This window comes from Streptomyces stelliscabiei (genome assembly GCF_014873495.1).
Taxonomy (GTDB): Bacteria; Actinomycetota; Actinomycetes; order Streptomycetales; family Streptomycetaceae; genus Streptomyces; species Streptomyces bottropensis.
Genome location: NZ_JADBGF010000001.1, coordinates 7,456,088 through 7,473,615, shown reverse-complemented (window position 1 = coordinate 7,473,615; position 17,528 = coordinate 7,456,088). Strand labels below are relative to the sequence as shown.

Here is a 17,528-nt window from a genome sequence, read left to right as displayed (position 1 = left end):
CGGTCAGGCCCGGCTTCCCTGATCACCCACGAGAGTGCCGATCTTCTCACCCTTGACGGCCCGCGCGATATTGCCCTCCTTGAGAAGCTCGAACACGAGGATCGGGAGCTTGTTGTCGCGGCAGAGCGTGATCGCGGTGGCGTCGGCGACCTTCAGTTCGCGGGTGATGACCTCGCCGTAGCCGAGGGAGTCGAACTTGACCGCGTCCGGGTTGGTCTTGGGGTCGGAGTCGTAGACCCCGTCCACGCCGTTCTTGCCCATCAGCAGCGCCTCGGCGTCGATCTCCAGGGCGCGCTGCGCGGCGGTGGTGTCGGTGGAGAAGTAGGGCATGCCCATACCGGCACCGAAGATGACCACGCGCCCCTTCTCCAGGTGGCGCACGGCGCGCAGCGGGATGTACGGCTCGGCGACCTGGCCCATGGTGATGGCGGTCTGGACGCGGCTGTCGATGCCTTCCTTCTCCAGGAAGTCCTGGAGGGCGAGGCAGTTCATGACCGTGCCGAGCATGCCCATGTAGTCGGAGCGGGCCCGGTCCATGCCGCGCTGCTGCAGCTCGGCGCCGCGGAAGAAGTTGCCGCCGCCGATGACGACCGCGATCTCCGCGCCGTCACGGACGACGGCCGCGATCTCACGGGCGATCGCGTGCACCACGTCGGGGTCGACGCCGAGGCCACCGCCCCCGGAGAACGCCTCTCCGGACAGCTTCAGCATGAACCGTCCGCGGTCCGCTTTGCGTACGTCGCTCTTCTCGGGCTTGGTGGTCATGGAGATCTCGCCTCTTCACGTGTCGCACATACGAAGAAGGCCATTGCCGGTGGGGTGGTGTTCGCATCCCATGCTCGGCAATGGCCTCCTCGTCAGATCTGCTGTCGTCCGCATCGCGTCACGCGCGCACGGGGCGGCGTACGCGAACGACTGCACCCGACCCTATCGGGGCCGGGCGCCCGTCGCGTAACGGACTCAGATGCCGACCTTGATGCGCGTGAAGCGCTTCAGGGTGACACCGGCCTCGTCCAGGACCTTCTGGACCGACTTCTTGTTGTCCAGCGCGTACGGCTGGCCGAGCAGCGTGGCGTCCTTGAAGAAGCCGTTGAGGCGACCCTCGACGATCTTCGGCAGGGCGGCCTCGGGCTTGCCCTCGGCGCGGGTGGTCTCCTCGGCGACGCGGCGCTCGGACTCGACGACCTCGGCCGGCACGTCCTCCTTGGAGAGGTACTTCGGCGCGAAGGCGGCGATGTGCTGGGCGATGCCCTTGGCCACGGCGGCGTCGGCCTTGTCCAGCTCGACCAGGACACCGATCTGCGGGGGCAGGTCGGGCATGGTGCGGTGCATGTACGCGAAGACGAAACCGTCGGCGTACTGCGCGAAGCGGTCGAGGACGATCTTCTCGCCGAGGTTGGCGTTGGCCTCGTCGACGTACGCCTGGACGGTCTTGCCGGCCTCGATCTCGGAGGCGAGCAGGGCCTCCAGGTCGGCCGGGGAGGTCTTGGCGACGTGCTCGGCGACCGCTGCGGCGGCGGCCTGGAACTTCTCGCCCTTGGCGACGAAGTCCGTCTCGCACTTCAGCTCGACCAGGACACCGGAGGTGTTGTCGTCGGCGATGAGGGAGACCACGGCGCCGTTCTCGGCGGAGCGGCCCTCGCGCTTGGCGACGCCCTTCTGGCCCTTGATGCGCAGGGCCTCGACGGCCTTGTCGACGCTGCCATCGGCCTCGTCCAGCGCCTTCTTGCAGTCCATCATGCCGGCGCCGGTGAGCTCACGGAGCTTCTTGACGTCGGCGGCGGTGTAGTTCGCCATGATCTGTGAATCTCTTCTCGGAGTTCGAAGTCTCGAAGTCGGCGTCCGCCGCCGCTCGTAGGGCCGGCGCCCGCCGAAGATCTACGGGCTGCGGGTGAACGGCGGGTGGCGCGCTCGGCGCCACCCGCCGTCGTCCCGACAGCGCTACGACCGTGAAGGTCAGGCCTGCTCGGCGTCCGCGGCCGGAGCCTCGGCGGCGGCCGGGGCCTCCTCGGCGGCGGGAGCCTCGGCAGCGGGAGCCTCGGCAGGAGCCTCGGCAGCGGCCTCGGCGGCAGCCGGAGCCTCAGCGGCGGCCGGAGCCTCGTCGGCCTTCTTCTCGCCCTCGAGCAGGTCGCGCTCCCACGCGGCCAGCGGCTCGCCCGCGGCCTTGTCGCCCTTGCCCTCGGTGGCGACCCGGGAGCGGGAGATGAGGCCCTCGGCGACCGCGTCGGCGATCACACGGGTGAGCAGCGTGACGGAGCGGATCGCGTCGTCGTTGCCCGGGATCTTGTAGTCGACCTCGTCGGGGTCGCAGTTGGTGTCGAGGATGGCGACGACCGGAATGTTGAGCTTCCGGGCCTCACCGACCGCGATGTGCTCCTTCTTGGTGTCCACGATCCAGACGGCGCTGGGCACCTTGGACATCTCGCGGATACCACCGAGGGTCTTCTCCAGCTTGGCCTTCTCGCGCGAGAGCACGAGAAGCTCCTTCTTGGTGAGACCCGACGCGGCGACGTCCTCGAAGTCGATCTGCTCGAGCTCCTTGAGGCGCTGCAGACGCTTGTAGACGGTCGAGAAGTTGGTGAGCATGCCGCCCAGCCAGCGCTGGTTGACGTAGGGCATGCCGACGCGGGTCGCCTGCTCGGCGATCGCCTCCTGCGCCTGCTTCTTCGTGCCGACGAACATGACCGTGCCGCCGTGGGCGACGGTCTCCTTGACGAACTCGTAGGCGCGGTCGATGTACGACAGCGACTGGAGCAGGTCGATGATGTAGATGCCGTTGCGCTCGGTGAAGATGAAGCGCTTCATCTTCGGGTTCCAGCGACGGGTCTGGTGACCGAAGTGGACGCCGCTTTCCAGCAGCTCCCGCATCGTGACGACGGCCATGGCCGTTCTCCTTGATTTGCTCGGTTGTGCCGCGGGAACCGGACGGCTCCCGCGCCTGACGCCCGCGTTGCGCCGTTGCCACTAGGGACCGAGGGGCGCTGATACGGACCACAGACGGGCCTCGTACCGGGGCGTGCGAAGTCGACCCGGTGACCCGGATCGCCACCAGAAGTGTACGGGACCCGCGAGGCCCCGGGTGACGCCGATATCCACAACCGGCCGGTACTCCACAGATCCCGGCCGTGATCGCCCGGTGCGCGGGACGCTTCTCCCATGTCCGACGAGACGACCCATGAGCGAACGGTCCGCCGATCTGCCGGTGTGTGGACGATCCTGCTGCTGTGCCTGACGACGATCCTCCTGGCCACGGCCTGGACGACGGCGCCGCGGGCCGCCCCGGGGCCACCCGTGTCCGGTGATCCCGTACCCGGGGAGCCCGTCCCGGGCGTGGGCCGCGTCTGGCCGGTGGGCCTGCGCCCCTTGGTGGTCCGCGCCTGGGAACCGCCGCCCACCCCCTACGCGCGAGGGCACCGGGGCGTCGACCTGTCCGCCCCGGCCGGCTCCCCGGTGCGGGCGGTGGCGGCGGGCCGCGTCTTCTTCGCCGGCCGGGTGGCGGGCCGGGGAGTCGTCACGGTCGAACTGACCGGCACCGGCGATCCGCCTCTGCGCACGACCTACGAACCGGTCCGGACCACGGTGAAGAAGGGCGACGAGGTGACCGCGGGCACCCTCCTGGGCACCCTGGAGCCCGCCCCCTCCCACTGCCCGACGGCATGCCTCCACTGGGGTCTGCGCAGGGGCGAGACCTACCTGGATCCTTTGTCGCTGCTGCCGCCGTGGCTGCTGCGCAGGGGCCCGTCACGCCTGCTGCCGGTGCCCGGGTAGCCGCCCGGCCGACCTCAGCCCCGGGCGGCACGAGTGGGCGGACGGCACGAGTGGGCGGACGGCACCCCACGGCGCCGACGGGCAACCTGCCCTTCCTGGCCCAGGCAGAGGGCACCGAACCGCGAGGGCTCAGCCCCGCACACCCCGCAGAGCCATCCCCACGGCCGCCTCGGTGACCACGGTGGGATCCTCGGCGGCACCCAGTTCGATACGCCGCACAGCCGCGTCCACGACCCCCTGCAAGAGCATCGCGGCCAGCCGGGGCTCCTCCTGTCCGAGGGCCGCGAGCGCCTCCACGATCATCGCGACGAGCCCACCGTGCGCGGCCCGGATCTTCTCCCGCGCCCCGGCGTCCAACTCACTCGCCGAGATCGCCACCACGGCCCGGTGCCGCCGGTCCCCGACCAGCTCCAACTGCTTGCGGACGTACGCCTCGACCTTGCCCTCGGGCCGCTCGACCGCGCCCATCGCCGCCTCGACCTCCGCCGCCCAGACGGGAAAGTCGACCTCGCACAGCTCCTCGACCACGGCGGCCCGCGACCGGAAGTACTCGTACACGGAGGACCGCGCCAGACCCGTGCGCTCGGCGAGCGCCGGGAAGGTCAGCGCCTCCGTCCCGCCCTCGGACAACAGGCATCGTGCCGCGTCCAGCAGGGCGGCTCGCTGCATCGACCGGTGCTCGGCCACGGAGGCCGCTCGAATCCTTGGCACGTAAACCACTCTACGGACGGACCGCCGCCCACGGGAGTGCCTTCCCCCGGCCGGCCCCGACGGAAGCGCCCTGGACACCCACGGTCGCTGGTCGCTTGTCGTCGGGCATCGGATCGCCGGACGCCGATCGCCGGACCCGGTCGCCGGTCGCGGTCGCCGGTTGTCGGCCGCAGTCGCCCGTCGCGGTCGCCAATGGCCGGTCGCCGATCGCCGATCGCCAACCACCGGACCCCGTCCCCACCGCACCGCAGCTCACCGCACCGCACCGCGCCCAACCAGGTCAACGGCCGAAACTCGCCAGCTTCGCCCGCAGCTGCAGCACCGACTTCGTGTGGATCTGGCTCACCCGGCTCTCGGTGACCCCCAGCACGTTCCCGATCTCCGCGAGGGTGAGCCCCTCGTAGTAGTACAGGGTGACGACGGTCTTCTCCCGCTCCGGCAGCGTGTTGATGGCACGCGCCAGGAAGCGGCGCAGCTCGCGGTCCTCGGCGACCTCGACCGGGTTGTCCGCGGCGGTGTCCTCCAGCGTGTCCATCAGGCTCAGCCGGTCACCGCCCTCGCCCCCGACGTGCAGCAACTCCTCCAGCGCCACCACGTTGGCCAGCGACAACTGGCTGAACACCGCGTGCAGTTCGTCGACCGCGATCCCCATCTCGGCGGCGACCTCGCCCTCGCTCGGGGTGCGTCTGAGCCGTGACTCCAGGGTGGCGTAGGCCCGCTCCACGTTGCGCGCCTTCTGCCGTACCGAACGGGGGATCCAGTCCAGCGCACGCAGCTCGTCGATCATGGCGCCGCGGATCCGGGTGATCGCGTACGTCTCGAACTTGATCTCGCGGTCGATGTCGAACTTCTCGATCGCGTCGATGAGCCCGAAGACCCCGGAGGAGACGAAGTCGGCCTGCTCGACGTTGGCCGGCAGCCCGACGCTCACCCGTCCCGCGACGTACTTCACCAGCGGTGAGTAGTGCAGGATCAGCTGCTCGCGCAGCCGCTCGTCGCCGCTCGTCTTGTACGTCCGCCACAACTCGTCGAGTGTCGAGGGGGCGGGCGGGCGCACGGTGCCGCGAGCGGCGGAGGGTACCGCCGCCCGGTCAGACCCGGAGGTGTGCTGGGGCATTCGTCGCCTTGTGCCGTTCTGCCGTGAACTGGGGATGCCTGGGTGAGCTGTCCGTCTGATGCCGAGTTGCCTGTCCTGAGTCGGAATCCTCGTGAGCGTAGCGTGACTGAGGAGTCGCAGTGCGCGAAGGCCGGCGGATCGCCCGTGCGCAGATACGTTCCGCTGGACGACGCGCGGGGCTCGGGTGGTCGCGCAGTGTGACCGGCGCGAAAGGCCAACTGCCGGAAACCGCAAGGCTGTCGGCGTTCCCCCGGACGGCCGAACACCCTCGGTCAACTTCGTCCGCGATCCGGTGAGACGGAGATCATCGCCTGGCGTGTCAACTTCCAGCCGTCGCCGTGTCGTTCGACGTATCCGAGTGCGCGGAGTTCGTACAGCCTCCCGACCGCGTCGTCGACGGTCGTGCCCGCGCCCCGGGCGACCTCGTCGGCGGCCGCGGCCCCCCGCCCCGGCAACGCGGCGAGGACCTGCCGCGCGCCGGGTTCCAGCAGGTCACGGGGGAGCACCGGCCCACGTCGATCGGGCGCCAGCTCGCCCATGTCGCCCACCAGCTCGACGACTTCGGCGGCATCGGACACGAGCGCGGCCTCGCCCCGCAGCAGTTCGTGCACCCCTGCCGAGAGGGCCGAGGTCGCGGGGCCCGGGACACCCATCGTGATGCGGCCCAGCCGCTGCGCCGCCCGTGCCGTGACCAGCGCGCCGCTGCGGTAGGCCGCCTCCACGACCACGGTCCCCCGGGTGAGCGCGGCGATGACCCGGTTGCGCAGAATGAAGCGGCTCTGCGTCGGATGCTCACCCGGTGGCAACTCCCCCACCACCAGACCCTGTTCGGCGATCCGGCTGATCAACTGCACATGCCCTCTCGGGTACGGCCGGTCCACCCCGCAGGCCAGCACGGCGATCGTCGCCCCACCGGCCCCGAGCGCCCCGCGATGCGCGGCCCCGTCCACGCCGTACGCGCCGCCGGACACGACCACCCACCCCCGCTCGGCCAGCCCCGCCCCCAGTGTGGCCGCCATATGGGCCCCGTACTCCGTGCAGGCCCGCGCCCCCACCACGGCCACCGACCGCAGCGCCCACATCCGCACATGGGCCTTCCCCCGCACCCACAGCCCCACGGGCCGCCCGTCCCCTAGGTCATCGAGCTGCCCGGGCCACTCGGTGTCCCCGGGCACGAGGAACCGGACTCCGGACTCTCGCGCGGTGGCCAGGTCCCCTTCGGGGTCGGCGCGGCCGGAGCGGGCGCACAGCCCCGCCCACCGCTTCTCCGAGGCGCCCGGCAGGGGGCGCCCGCCGTCGGAGAGGCTGCGCACCAGTTCCCCGGCGCCGAACTGCCGTAGCCACCGCCCACCGAGTTCGTCCCCGGGTTCGAGGACCCGGGCCAGGAAGGCCCGGTCGCGCCGCTCGGCATCCGGCGGGCCCTTGCCGGCCATGGCGCACCCCCCGCCGGTCATGGCGCACCCGTCGACGAGCCCGGGTCCGCCGTCCTCATGTCAGCGCCCCGATCGCCATCGGCACGCCGCGCGGGACACCGGTGCGCAGTTGCAGGGCCAGGTTGACGTCCGTCGCGTCCGGGCGGTCGTGGCCGACGAGGTCCGCGACGGTCCAGGCGACGCGGAGCACCCGGTCCAGGCCTCGCGCGGTCAGCACTCCCCGTTCCAGGCAGCGCTCGGCCTCGTCCATCGCACCCGGGGTCGCGTGCCACCGGCTGCGCAGTTCACGCCCCGGCACCTCGCTGTTCGTCCGCCAGGGCGTCCCGAGCAGACGTCCGGCCGCCCGTTCCCTGGCCGCGCGCACCCGGTCGGCCACGGTCGCCGTGGACTCGCCCCGGGCGCCGCGCCGGGTCAGTTCGGACCGAGTGACGCGGTCGATCTCGACCCGCAGGTCGACCCGGTCGAGCAGCGGCCCGGAGAGCCGGGCCTGGTAGCGGCGGACGGACGCGGGCGGACACTCGCACAGGTCGTCCGTCCGCGAGAAGCGGCCGCAGGGACAGGGGTTCGCGGCCAGCACCATCAGGAACTTCGCCGGGAAGCGGACCACTCCCGCGCTGCGTGCGATCACGATGTGCCCCGCCTCCAGCGGCTGCCGCAGGGCGTCCAGGGCCTGACTGCCGAACTCGGGGGTCTCGTCGAGGAAGAGGACCCCACGGTGGGCCAGGGAGACCGCGCCCGGCCGTGCGGTGCCCTGGCCGCCGCCGACGAGTGCCTGCATCGTGGCCGAGTGGTGCGGGGCGCAGTAGGGCGCCTCGTCCACCAGCGGTTTCCCCACCGGCAGGAGACCGGCGATCGAGTGGACCGCCGTGACCTCCAGCGACTCCTCCCGGGACAGCTTCGGCAGGACGGCCGGCAGCCGCTCGGCGAGCATCGTCTTGCCCGCGCCCGGCGGGCCTTCCAGGAAGAGGTGGTGTCCGCCCGCCGCCGCCACCTCCACGGCGGTCCGCGCCGCGAGCTGGCCCACGACGTCGGCGAGGTCGTGGCCCAGGTCCTGCTGGGCGGCTCCCGCGGTGTGCATGCCGGTGGCCGCCCCCGTGCCGGGCAGCCGAAGGCCCGCCAGGAGGGGGTCCGGGCGGCCCTCGTCGGGCTCCTCGTCCGGCACCGGTTCGTCCGCCAGCACGGCGATCAGCTGCCGAAGGGTGCGTACGCCCAGTACCGAGACGCCGGGCACCAGCGAGGCCTCGGCTGCGGCGCACTCGGGCACCACCACCTGCTCGTATCCGGCTTCGGCGGCGGCCAGCACGGCGGGCAGGATCCCCCGTACCGGCCTGATACGGCCGTCGAGTCCCAGCTCTCCGATCATCACGATGTCGGAGAGCACCCGCGGGTCGATCCGCTCGGAGGCGCCGAGGACCGCGCTGGCGACCGCCAGGTCGAATCCGCTGCCGGCCTTCGGGACCGAGGCGGGACTGAGCCCCACCGTCAGTTTCTTCTGCGGCCACTCGGCGCCCGAGTTGACCACCGCCGCCCTGACCCGGTCCCTGCTCTCCGTCAGGCTCTTGTCCGGCAGCCCCACCAGCGTGAAGGCCGCCACTCCCGGTTCCAGGTCGGCCTGGACCTCGACGACGACGCCCTCGACACCCACGAGGGCCACGGAGCACGTGCGGGCGAATCCCATCACGCCACCCCCCGGACATGCTCCACGAGGGGGGCGCCGCGGACGGGGAGGACGACGCCGACGACGTCGATGCGGACGCCGCCCGGTGGGCTCCCCCCGTGTTCCTGGAGCCAGCGTTCGGCGAGGCCGCGCAGCCGTTGTGCCTTGGTGGTCGTGACGGCCGCCATCGGGTGCTCGAAGGAGCCGGCCCTGCGGGTCTTCACCTCGCAGACGACCAGCGCGTCCCCGTCGCGGGCCACGATGTCGATCTCGCCGGTCCTTCCACAGCGCCAGTTGCGCTCCAGGACCGTCATCCCGGCCTCGGCCAGCCGCCGTGCGGCCAGCTCCTCGCCGTACCTTCCGAGTGCACCTCGTGCCTTGTTCATGTCGGCACCACCTCCGGCGCCAACACTGAGGGCAGATCAGTCCGCCGGCGGATCTTGGTGGACAACCAACCGATTGTGGACAACTTCGTCACCCACACGGATGGCGGCCCACCGCCCCCGAGGACCCGTCAGCTGCCCGGCAGCTCCAGATCGCTCTTGTTCAGCTCCTCGATGTTCACGTCCTTGAACGTGAGCACCCTCACCTGCTTCACGAACCGAGCCGGCCGGTACATGTCCCACACCCAGGCATCCGCCATCGACACCTCGAAGAACACTTCACCCTGGACCGAGTGCACCTGCATCTCGTAGTCGTTGGTCAGGTAGAAACGCCGCTCGGTCTCGATCACGTATTTGAACAGACCGACGACATCGCGGTACTCCCGGTAGAGCTTCAGCTCCATCTCGGTCTCGTACTTCTCGAGGTCCTCGGCGCTCATGGCATGTTCCCCTTCAGCCGTGCGATCCCACCATTGTGCGCCAGTCCCGCGAGCACCTAGACGATTTCGGTGTCGAGGACCACGGGTCTGGCCGGGGGACCCTCGTCGAGCAGTGTGCGAAGCAGTTCGGCGAGTCTGGTCGGGTACACCGTCTCATGCGCCCGGGCCAGTTCCCCGCACGTCCACCAGCGTGCTCCGGCGACACTGCGTCGCTCCAGCTCCGTGAGGCTCCCGTCGAGGGGCTGGACCTGGCGCGTATCGGTGGTCCGCGCCAGGTAGTACCACTCGTCCTGGTCCCAGCGACGCCCGGCGAAGGGGAAGGAGCAACGCCGCCGCCAGAGCACGGGCCCCAGCTCCACGTCCGTGATCCCGGTCTCCTCCACGAGTTCCCGCAGGGCGGCCTCCTCACGGGTCTCCGTGCCCTCCACGCCGCCGCCGGGCGTGAACCACCAGTCGTCGGCCGGATCGTCCGGCTCGTGCCCGTGCAGCAGCAGGATGCGCTCCCGGGGATCCAGCAGGATCACCCGGGCCACCCGTCGCAGCCCGCCCTCGTAGGTGTCCTCAGCCGACAACGGCCGGCTCCGACTGCGTCCTGCGGCCACGGCCGCCGAGCCGCTTGGCGACGGGTCCGTAGGCCCCTCCGCCCAGGACCAGCGCCATGCCCACGATCAGCGCGGCGGTGATCAGCCGCAGCGGGCCGGGAGAGGAGAGCCCGCCGAGCTTCTCGAAGCCCGTGGGGCGGGCCAGCATGCCCTCCATGGGCCAGACCACGGCGTCCACGCGCGCGTCCACGTGGGCACGCGGCACCGTGCCGTTGCCGGCCTCCGTGAGGTGGGCGGTGGAGTCCAGCGAACCGCTGCGCTCGTCGCCGAGGAGGAACAGCCGGCCCTTGGGGACGGTGATCTCGGGGATGCCGGTCAGCTCGGCGTCCTCGCCCGGAGGCAGATAGCCCTCGTCGATCTTCTTGCCGTTGACGGTCAGCCTGCCGTCGGTGCAGCAGGCGACCGTGTCCCCGCCGACCGCGACGACCCGCTTGACCATGGGGGTGTTGCCCCAGGTCTCCTGCCGGAAGACGACCACGTCGCCGCGCTTGACCTCGGCGCCGTCGACCCGCTCGGCGAGGATGCGGTCCCCGGAGGTGATGGTGGGGGACATGGAGTCGGTGGGCACCGTGTAGGGGGCGTAGAGGATCGCGCCCCAGACGAAGCCGCCCATGAAAAGCACACAGCCGAGGGCCACGGCCAGTCCCGACAGCTTGCTGCCGAGCCGTCCGTGGCCCTCGTCCGTACGATGTGCCGTCCCGCTCATCCCAGTGCTCCCCAGGTCGGAGAATCGACCGTCCCGGCCCCTCGCGGGCCGTGGAAGATCGGCGATCTGGGACGGCACCCTACCCGGCGGTACGCGTGCCAGTAACCCTCGGGCTTTCGGCGGCCAGAAGGTGGCGCCGGCGCCACAGCACCAGCGGCACCGCGCCCGCGAGGCCGAGCGCGCCGGGTGCGGCGGCGCTCAGGTTCTGGTCGAAGGTGTCGGGGATCGGCAGCGTGGACCAGCGGGTGGGCGGCCAGGCGACCACGATGGCGCGGCCCACGACCTGGCTCACGGGGACCATGCCCTTGTTGCTGTCGTTCTGGTGGTAGCGGGAGTCCAGCGAGTTCTGCCGGTGGTCGCCCATGACCCAGATTTTGCCCTCGGGTACCTTCACCTTGAACTGGCCGCCGGTGTCGTCGACGGTGCAGGGGGTGTTGCCCGGGTACACGTACGGCTCGTTCAGCGCCTTGCCGTTGACCTTGAGCGGGCCCGTGCCGTTGCACTCCACCGTGTCGCCGGCGACGCCGATGACCCGCTTGATGAGGTCCTTCTCCTCGGCGGACGGCATCAGGCCGATCCAGCCGAGGACGCGCTGCGCGGCGTTGGGCTCCAGGGTCGGCTCGCCGTTCAGCCAGCCGTCCGGGTCGTGGAAGACGACGACCTCGCCGCGCTCGGGCTCGGAGCCGAACCACGGGGTGAGCTTGTCGACCAGGACCCGGTCGCCCTCCTGCAGGGTGTTCTGCATCGAGTCGGACGGGATGGAGAACGCCTGCACCAGGAAGGTCTTGATCAGCAGGGCGAGCACCAGCGCGATACCGACCAGGATCGGCAGCTCCTTCCAGAAGGAGCGCTGCTTCTTCTTGGGCCTCGCCTGCTGGTCTCCGTCGTCGGCCGAGGTCCGGGCGGACTCGCCACCGTCCGCCGGGCCCGGGGAGTCATTCCCGGAGTCGGCGGAACCCTCGGAACTCACGGCGCCCTCCACGTTCTCCGCGGCCGGGGAAACCGCCTCGTCGGATCGCTCCGGCCGATCTTCGGAACCACCGTGTCCGGACCGTGCGCCGACCGCCAAATCCCCCACATCCACTCCTCACTCCGTACCGCCGCCCGCGCCACAGCCGGTGCAGGCCCACCACTCCCATAACGAGCGGGAGTTCCGCAGGGGTCGGGAGAGGGATCAATCCGTTTCGATCCGCGGACGCCACCCTATGCGAAGCGCCGAGGGCGGTGGTCGACCCGCCGGGCACGGCCGAGAACGTGTCCGGCTCCTCCAACTGCCCCCAGTGGCCGACCGGCCAGGCGATGACCACGGCACGGCCCACGACGGCGTCCTGGGGGACCGTACCGCCGAACTGCGCCGTTTTCGAATCGTCGTTCTGGTGGGCGCGCGAGTCCGCGGAGTTCTCCCGGTGGTCGCCCATCACCCACAGCCGGCCCTGGGGCACGGTCACCTGGAACTGCTGTGTCGAGGGCTGGTTGCCGGGGTGGATGTACGCCGTCTCGTCCAGCGGCATGCCGTTGACCGTGACGCGTCCCTGGGTGTCGCAGCACTTGACGGTGTCGCCGCCGACCGCGACGACCCGCTTGATCAGGTCCTGCTCATCGTCGGACGGAAGGAGTCCGATGAACTGCAGGCCTTCCTTGATCTGCTTGATGACGACGGGGTCCTCGCCGGACGCGGTGGTCTGCTCGTCCTCCAGCCAGCCGCCCGGGTCCTTGAAGACGACGACGTCACCGCGGGTGGGCTCGGAGCCGAACCAGGGCGTGAGCTTGTCGACCAGGACGCGGTCGCCGATCTGGATCGTCTGCTCCATGGATCCCGACGGGATCACGAACGCCTGGACGAGGAAGGTCTTCAGGACCAGGGCTATGAGGACGGCGACGCCGACGAGGAGCGGGATCTCCTTGACCGCCGAACGACGCCTGCGCCGCTTGATCTTGCGGGCGAGCCTGCGCCGCTCCACCCGGCTCGGCCGGGCGGCCCCGCCGGACCGCCGCAGACCCGTGGGCAGCAGGTTCTCGGCGGCGGTGGTGGGAGCGGCACCGCGGGGCCTGCCCCGGTTACCCATGCGCACCACCGGCGGCGGGCACCCGCGCGTAGGCGCCCGGACGGTCCAGACGCGTCCAGTGGCCGGCGGGCCAGGCGATCCAGTCGGCCCTGCCGATCACGGAGTCGAGGGGGACCATGCCACCGCCGGGCGAACCCAGATGGTCGCGGGAATCGCTGGAGTCACTGCGGTGGTCGCCGAGGAGGAACAGTCTGCCCTCGGGGACGACCACGTCGAAGGGTACGTTCGACGGGCTGTCGCCCGGGTACAGAAACGACGACTCGTCGACCCACCGGCCGTTCACCTCAAGCCTCCCCTCCTGGTCGCAGCAGACCACCCGGTCTCCCCCCACGCCGACAACGCGCTTGACGTAGTCGGCGTTCCCGAAGTAGCCGGTGCCGTCGAACACGACGACGTCACCGCGCTGCGGATCAGATCCGAAACGGTACGCCAACTTATTTACGAGAACGCGGTCCCCGATCCTCAATGAGTCGGCCATGGAGCTGCTGGGAATCTGGAAGGGCTGCATCACGAAGTTGCTGAACAGCGCCAGAAAAAGCAGGCAGATCGGCACGGTCAGGGTGTATCTCCCGCCCGGCACCAGGGCCGTGGTCCGGTCCACCCATGCGAAACGCGACCGTTCCTCAGGCCTTCCTGTGTCGGAGATCTCCTCGGAGACCTCGTCGCGGGAAGGGCTAGGGGAACGGTCGCGCTCCATGTGCTGCTGTGCGTCGGTGTCCATCGGGGCCAGATCGTATCCGGCCCCGCTGTGACGACCTTCGGTGACGCGTGCGCGCGATCAGTTGTCGCGCTTCTCCTTGATCTTCGCGGCCTTGCCGCGCAGCTCGCGCAGGTAGTACAGCTTCGCGCGACGGACGTCACCGCGGGTGACGAGCTCGATCTTCTCGACGATCGGGGTGTGCACCGGGAAGGTGCGCTCGACGCCGACGGAGAACGAGACCTTGCGGACCGTGAAGGTCTCGCGGACACCGGCGCCCTGGCGACGGATCACCACGCCCTTGAACTGCTGCACACGGGAGCGGTTGCCCTCGATGACGCGCACGTGGACGTTGACGGTGTCACCCGGGCGGAAGGCCGGGATGTCGCTGCGCAGCGACGCGGAGTCGACGGAGTCGAGCAGGTGAGACATTTCGTCTGCTTTCTTCACCCATGCCACAGGTCATAGGCGGGAGCTAGGTTTCGAGAGGATGCTGTCCGTGTCGGGGCGGGCGTCGTGTCCCCCTGCGGCAGGGGCGCGCGCCGGACGACGCACAACAGCGGCCTATTCTTCCACGCCCTCGGGCCGCCGCCAAAATCGGCCGTGCGACTCCCCTGCCGGATCCGGGGCCCAGCCCAGGATGGAGAGCATCTCGCGGTCCTTCTTGTCGAAGGCCTTGGGGTCGCAACGCTCGATGAGATCGGGCCTGTTGGCCGCGGTTCGCTTCAGTGCCTCGTCGCGCCGCCAGCGCGCGATCTTGCCGTGGTGGCCGCTGAGCAGCACGTCGGGGATGTCACGGCCGCGCCACTCGGGGGGCTTCGTGTAGACCGGCCCCTCCAGGAGGTTGGCCATGGGGCCGGGCGCGAAGGAGTCGTCCCGGTGGGACTCGGCGTTGCCGAGGACGCCGGGCAGCAGCCGCGCCACCGCCTCGGTGACGACGAGCACGGCCGCTTCGCCGCCGGCGAGCACGTAGTCGCCGATGGACACCTCGTACACGGGCATCCGGGTCGCGTACTCGTCGATCACGCGCCGGTCGATGCCCTCGTAGCGCGCCGGCGTGAAGACCAGCCAGGGGCGCTCGGAGAGTTCGACGGCGAGTGCCTGCGTGAAGGGGCGGCCGCTGGGGGTGGGGACGATGAGCGCGGGCTCACCGTCCCCGGCCTCGTAGCCGTCGGCGAGGACCGAGTCCAGGGCGTCGCCCCAGGGGTCGGTCTTCATGACCATGCCGGGACCGCCGCCGTAGGGGGTGTCGTCGACCGTGTTGTGCCGGTCGTACGTCCATTCCCGCAGGTCGTGGACGTGCACGTTCAGCTGTCCACGCGCGCGCGCCTTGCCGACGAGGGAGACGTTCAGGGGTTCGAGGTAGTCGGGGAAGATCGTGACGACGTCGAGCCTCATCAGGCCTCGTCCCCGGCCGGTCCGGCGGAGTCGGTGGCGGACTCCTCGGCGGCGTCCCGGGCGGACGCGATCTCCGCCCGGTCGTCGATCAGTCCCGGCGGCGGGTCGATGACCGCCCGCTGTTCGGTCAGGTCGATCTCGGTGACGATGGTCTCCACGAACGGGATCATCACCTCGCTGCCGTCCGGCCGCTCGACGATGAAGAGGTCCTGGGAGGGCAGATGCGAGATCTCCGTGATCCGGCCGACCGCGGCCCCGTCCTTGGTGACCACGTCCAGGTCCATCAGCTGGTGGTCGTAGTACTCGTCCTCTTCCTCCGGCAGCTCCTCCGGGTCCACCTCCGCGATCAGCAGGGTGTTGCGCAGGGCCTCGGCGGCGTTGCGGTCGCGGACGCCCTCGAAGCGCAGGAGCAGCCGGCCGCTGTGGACCCGGCCGGTCTCGATGGTGAGCGGGCCCGTCGAGGCGGGGTCCGTGAGCAGGACGGCGCCGGGGCCGAGCCGGAGTTCCGGCTCGTCGGTGCGGACCTCGACGGTGACCTCGCCCTTGATGCCGTGGGCGCGGCCGATCCGTGCGACTACGAGCTGCACTGTGCTTGATCTCCTGTCATACGACTACGGGCCGGGGACGGCCCAGTGGCCTTCCCCGGCCCGAGCCGGTGCTGCGCATGTTCGTCAGCGGACGTGATCCACGTCGACCAGGTCGACACGGATACCGCGGCCGCCGATGGCACCCACGACGGTACGCAGGGCGCGGGCGGTACGGCCGTTGCGGCCGATCACCTTGCCGAGGTCGTCGGGGTGAACCCGGACCTCGAGTACGCGCCCGCGGCGCAGGTCGCGGGAAGCGACCTGCACGTCGTCGGGGTTGTCGACGATGCCCTTGACGAGGTGCTCGAGAGCCTCCTCGAGCATGCTCAGGCCTCGGTCGACTCGGACTCGGCGGCAGCCTCGTCCTTCTTCTCGGCCTTCTTCTTCTGGGTGATCGCCTCACCCTTGCCCTCGTCGTCGCCGCCCAGGGCCTCGAACGACGGGCGCGCGGACTTCGGCTGAGCCACGAGGAGCGGCGCCGGAGCGGGCTCACCCTTGAACTTCTGCCAGTCGCCGGTCTTCTTCAGGATGGCGAGCACGGGCTCGGTCGGCTGCGCGCCGACACCCAGCCAGTACGCGACGCGGTCCTCGTCGACCTCGATGACGGACGGGTGGTACGTCGGGTGGTACTTGCCGATCTCCTCGATCGCACGGCCGTCACGGCGGGTGCGGGAGTCGGCGACGACGATGCGGTAGTGAGGCGAACGGATCTTGCCCAGACGCTTCAGCTTGATCTTGACTGCCACGGGAGTGGGTTCTCCTGGTTTTGACGTGATTGGGCACGGCGAGAAAGGCCGCGTGGGGTTGCGGTACCCGAGTGCCCGATGGACGCGTCAGCCGGAGGAGAGAGGGGTCCTGTGCGACTGTCGAGTACAGCTAGCCATTGTGCCACACGCTGGGGATCGTCTCTCACCGGGGCTGTGTGAACGCATGCCGAAGCGGCACCCGGCGCCGGGGGCTTTCGCCCCGCTCACCGGGCGCCGCCTGCGCCCCGCGCCGCCCCAGCGGCACGACTGCTCGCAGCGAGGGCGGACCCGTCGACCGCGAACCGGATACGGCTGCCACGAGCAGCCGTCGCCAGTCGGTTCGCCGTCTTCTCGGCTCACCCTCGTCTCACGCCGCGCCCAGGACCTCCGGGATCCGGAAGGGCTTGCCGCAGCCGCCACAGACGATGGGTGCCTGGGCGAGCACGGAGGGGACGACGCGGACGTTGCGACCGCAGTCGCAGACGGCCTTGACGCGGACGCCGCCGCCCGAGGAACCGTGGCGGGCGGCCGGGCCCCGGAAGCTGCGGGCCGTGTCCGCGGAGGTCGCCGCGGTGTGTGCCTTGAGAGCGCGCTGCAGTCTCTCGATGGTCGGGCGGTAGCGACGCTTGGCCTCGGGATCGAGCGTGACCAGCGAGAAACCACTGCTGGGGTGGGGTTCCTCGGGGTGGTCGAGGCCGAGTTCCTCGGCGATCGCGAGGAATCTGCGGTTGTGGTACCGGCCGGCCCGGGAGGTGTCGCGGACTCCACGCGCGGCGGCGATGCCATGGACTGCCTCATGCAGCAGTCGCTCGAAGGAGAGTTCGTGCCCGCATGCGGACGACGACTCCCCGATCAGGGACTCGGGAGCGGCAAGATCCGGCAGCTCGGGGTGGTGCCGTTGAATGTCGGCCCACGCCTGTGCCAGTTCTGCGGCGAGAACGGGTGGTGTCTGTGTCGTGCTCACGTAATGACAACGAGCCGGAGTGCCCGTGTGTTCCGATTCCGGGCCATCCCAAATAATTTGCACGTACCCGTCAGTTGCCACTAGTGCGTCCTGACGAGGGCGGGTGCGCTGATCTGCGGAGAAGCCTCGCAGCTCGCCACAAGGCGGTACGTAGCAACACGTACGCCCCGGCGCGTAGACAAGGTCCACGCGCCGGGACATCTGTGATCCGCGGATGCGCAAGGGACCTTTCGGTCGCGCTCCCGACGGAACG

21 protein-coding genes are annotated in these 17,528 nt (G+C 70.6%); 1 reads left to right on the top strand and 20 read right to left on the bottom strand.

The window, feature by feature from the left end; translation table 11 throughout:
- Positions 1–3 precede the first annotated feature (3 nt).
- From pyrH to rpsB, 3 genes are all read right to left on the bottom strand, one after another.
- Positions 4–765, bottom strand: coding sequence for a UMP kinase (gene pyrH / locus H4687_RS33250; RefSeq protein ID WP_013000392.1), 762 nt, complete (start codon positions 763–765; stop codon positions 4–6).
- A gap of 195 nt (positions 766–960) precedes the next feature.
- Positions 961–1,797 (bottom strand): translation elongation factor Ts, encoded by an 837-nt coding sequence (gene tsf, locus H4687_RS33245; protein ID WP_005479786.1) that lies wholly within the window; start codon positions 1,795–1,797, stop codon positions 961–963.
- 159 nt (positions 1,798–1,956) lie between these two features.
- Positions 1,957–2,883, bottom strand: a complete 927-nt coding sequence (gene rpsB, locus H4687_RS33240) for a 30S ribosomal protein S2 (RefSeq protein WP_046917404.1) — start codon at positions 2,881–2,883, stop codon at positions 1,957–1,959.
- Positions 2,884–3,156: 273 nt separating this feature from the next.
- On the opposite strand from rpsB, the gene H4687_RS33235 reads away from it, so the two are divergent.
- Positions 3,157–3,768, top strand: a complete 612-nt coding sequence (locus H4687_RS33235) for a M23 family metallopeptidase (protein WP_050398717.1) — start codon at positions 3,157–3,159, stop codon at positions 3,766–3,768.
- 129 nt (positions 3,769–3,897) lie between these two features.
- On the opposite strand, the gene H4687_RS33230 is transcribed toward H4687_RS33235, so the two are convergent.
- From H4687_RS33230 to H4687_RS33150, 17 genes are all read right to left on the bottom strand, one after another.
- The gene (locus H4687_RS33230) at positions 3,898–4,455 is read right to left on the bottom strand and encodes a TetR/AcrR family transcriptional regulator (protein WP_050398715.1); all 558 of its coding nucleotides are present in this window, start codon (positions 4,453–4,455) and stop codon (positions 3,898–3,900) included.
- Between the two features lie 304 nt (positions 4,456–4,759).
- On the bottom strand, positions 4,760–5,596 hold the full coding sequence (gene whiG, locus H4687_RS33225) for an RNA polymerase sigma factor WhiG (RefSeq protein WP_020114085.1): 837 nt from the start codon (positions 5,594–5,596) through the stop codon (positions 4,760–4,762).
- A 272-nt stretch (positions 5,597–5,868) separates the two neighbouring features.
- Positions 5,869–7,029: a DNA-processing protein DprA gene (dprA, locus tag H4687_RS33220; protein ID WP_225966900.1), complete on the bottom strand. Its 1,161-nt coding sequence runs from the start codon at positions 7,027–7,029 to the stop codon at positions 5,869–5,871.
- 55 nt (positions 7,030–7,084) lie between these two features.
- A complete protein-coding gene (locus H4687_RS33215; RefSeq protein WP_046917021.1) occupies positions 7,085–8,707 on the bottom strand; it encodes a YifB family Mg chelatase-like AAA ATPase in 1,623 nt (540 codons plus the stop codon).
- On the bottom strand, positions 8,707–9,072 hold the full coding sequence (locus H4687_RS33210) for a YraN family protein (RefSeq protein WP_046917020.1): 366 nt from the start codon (positions 9,070–9,072) through the stop codon (positions 8,707–8,709). The genes H4687_RS33215 and H4687_RS33210 overlap by 1 nt, the downstream gene beginning before the upstream one ends.
- A gap of 128 nt (positions 9,073–9,200) precedes the next feature.
- Positions 9,201–9,509, bottom strand: a complete 309-nt coding sequence (locus H4687_RS33205) for a DUF2469 domain-containing protein (RefSeq protein WP_005311352.1) — start codon at positions 9,507–9,509, stop codon at positions 9,201–9,203.
- Positions 9,510–9,565: 56 nt separating this feature from the next.
- Complete coding sequence (locus H4687_RS33200) at positions 9,566–10,081, bottom strand: NUDIX hydrolase (RefSeq protein ID WP_046917019.1); 516 nt, start codon at positions 10,079–10,081, stop codon at positions 9,566–9,568.
- Positions 10,071–10,817, bottom strand: a complete 747-nt coding sequence (lepB, locus tag H4687_RS33195; protein ID WP_046917018.1) for a signal peptidase I — start codon at positions 10,815–10,817, stop codon at positions 10,071–10,073. Before lepB (H4687_RS33195) ends, H4687_RS33200 begins: the two co-directional genes overlap by 11 nt.
- Before the next feature lie 79 nt (positions 10,818–10,896).
- The gene (gene lepB, locus H4687_RS33190; RefSeq protein ID WP_046917017.1) at positions 10,897–11,787 is read right to left on the bottom strand and encodes a signal peptidase I; all 891 of its coding nucleotides are present in this window, start codon (positions 11,785–11,787) and stop codon (positions 10,897–10,899) included.
- A complete protein-coding gene (gene lepB, locus H4687_RS48180) occupies positions 11,753–12,883 on the bottom strand; it encodes a signal peptidase I (RefSeq protein WP_046917016.1) in 1,131 nt (376 codons plus the stop codon). Before lepB (H4687_RS48180) ends, lepB (H4687_RS33190) begins: the two co-directional genes overlap by 35 nt.
- Positions 12,876–13,604 (bottom strand): signal peptidase I, encoded by a 729-nt coding sequence (lepB, locus tag H4687_RS33180; RefSeq protein WP_046917015.1) that lies wholly within the window; start codon positions 13,602–13,604, stop codon positions 12,876–12,878. The genes lepB (H4687_RS48180) and lepB (H4687_RS33180) overlap by 8 nt, the downstream gene beginning before the upstream one ends.
- A gap of 57 nt (positions 13,605–13,661) precedes the next feature.
- Positions 13,662–14,012 (bottom strand): 50S ribosomal protein L19, encoded by a 351-nt coding sequence (gene rplS / locus H4687_RS33175; RefSeq protein ID WP_013000407.1) that lies wholly within the window; start codon positions 14,010–14,012, stop codon positions 13,662–13,664.
- Between the two features lie 132 nt (positions 14,013–14,144).
- Positions 14,145–14,978 carry a tRNA (guanosine(37)-N1)-methyltransferase TrmD gene (gene trmD / locus H4687_RS33170; protein WP_046917014.1) on the bottom strand — a complete coding sequence of 278 codons (834 nt, stop codon included), beginning with the start codon at positions 14,976–14,978 and terminating at the stop codon, positions 14,145–14,147.
- A complete protein-coding gene (gene rimM / locus H4687_RS33165; RefSeq protein WP_046917013.1) occupies positions 14,978–15,565 on the bottom strand; it encodes a ribosome maturation factor RimM in 588 nt (195 codons plus the stop codon). The genes trmD and rimM overlap by 1 nt, the downstream gene beginning before the upstream one ends.
- 84 nt (positions 15,566–15,649) lie before the next feature.
- Positions 15,650–15,889, bottom strand: coding sequence for an RNA-binding protein (locus H4687_RS33160; protein WP_031100565.1), 240 nt, complete (start codon positions 15,887–15,889; stop codon positions 15,650–15,652).
- A 2-nt stretch (positions 15,890–15,891) separates the two neighbouring features.
- Complete coding sequence (rpsP, locus tag H4687_RS33155; RefSeq protein WP_046917012.1) at positions 15,892–16,311, bottom strand: 30S ribosomal protein S16; 420 nt, start codon at positions 16,309–16,311, stop codon at positions 15,892–15,894.
- A 367-nt stretch (positions 16,312–16,678) separates the two neighbouring features.
- Positions 16,679–17,275, bottom strand: a complete 597-nt coding sequence (locus tag H4687_RS33150) for a hypothetical protein (RefSeq protein WP_005479817.1) — start codon at positions 17,273–17,275, stop codon at positions 16,679–16,681.
- Between the last annotated feature and the right edge of the window lie 253 nt (positions 17,276–17,528).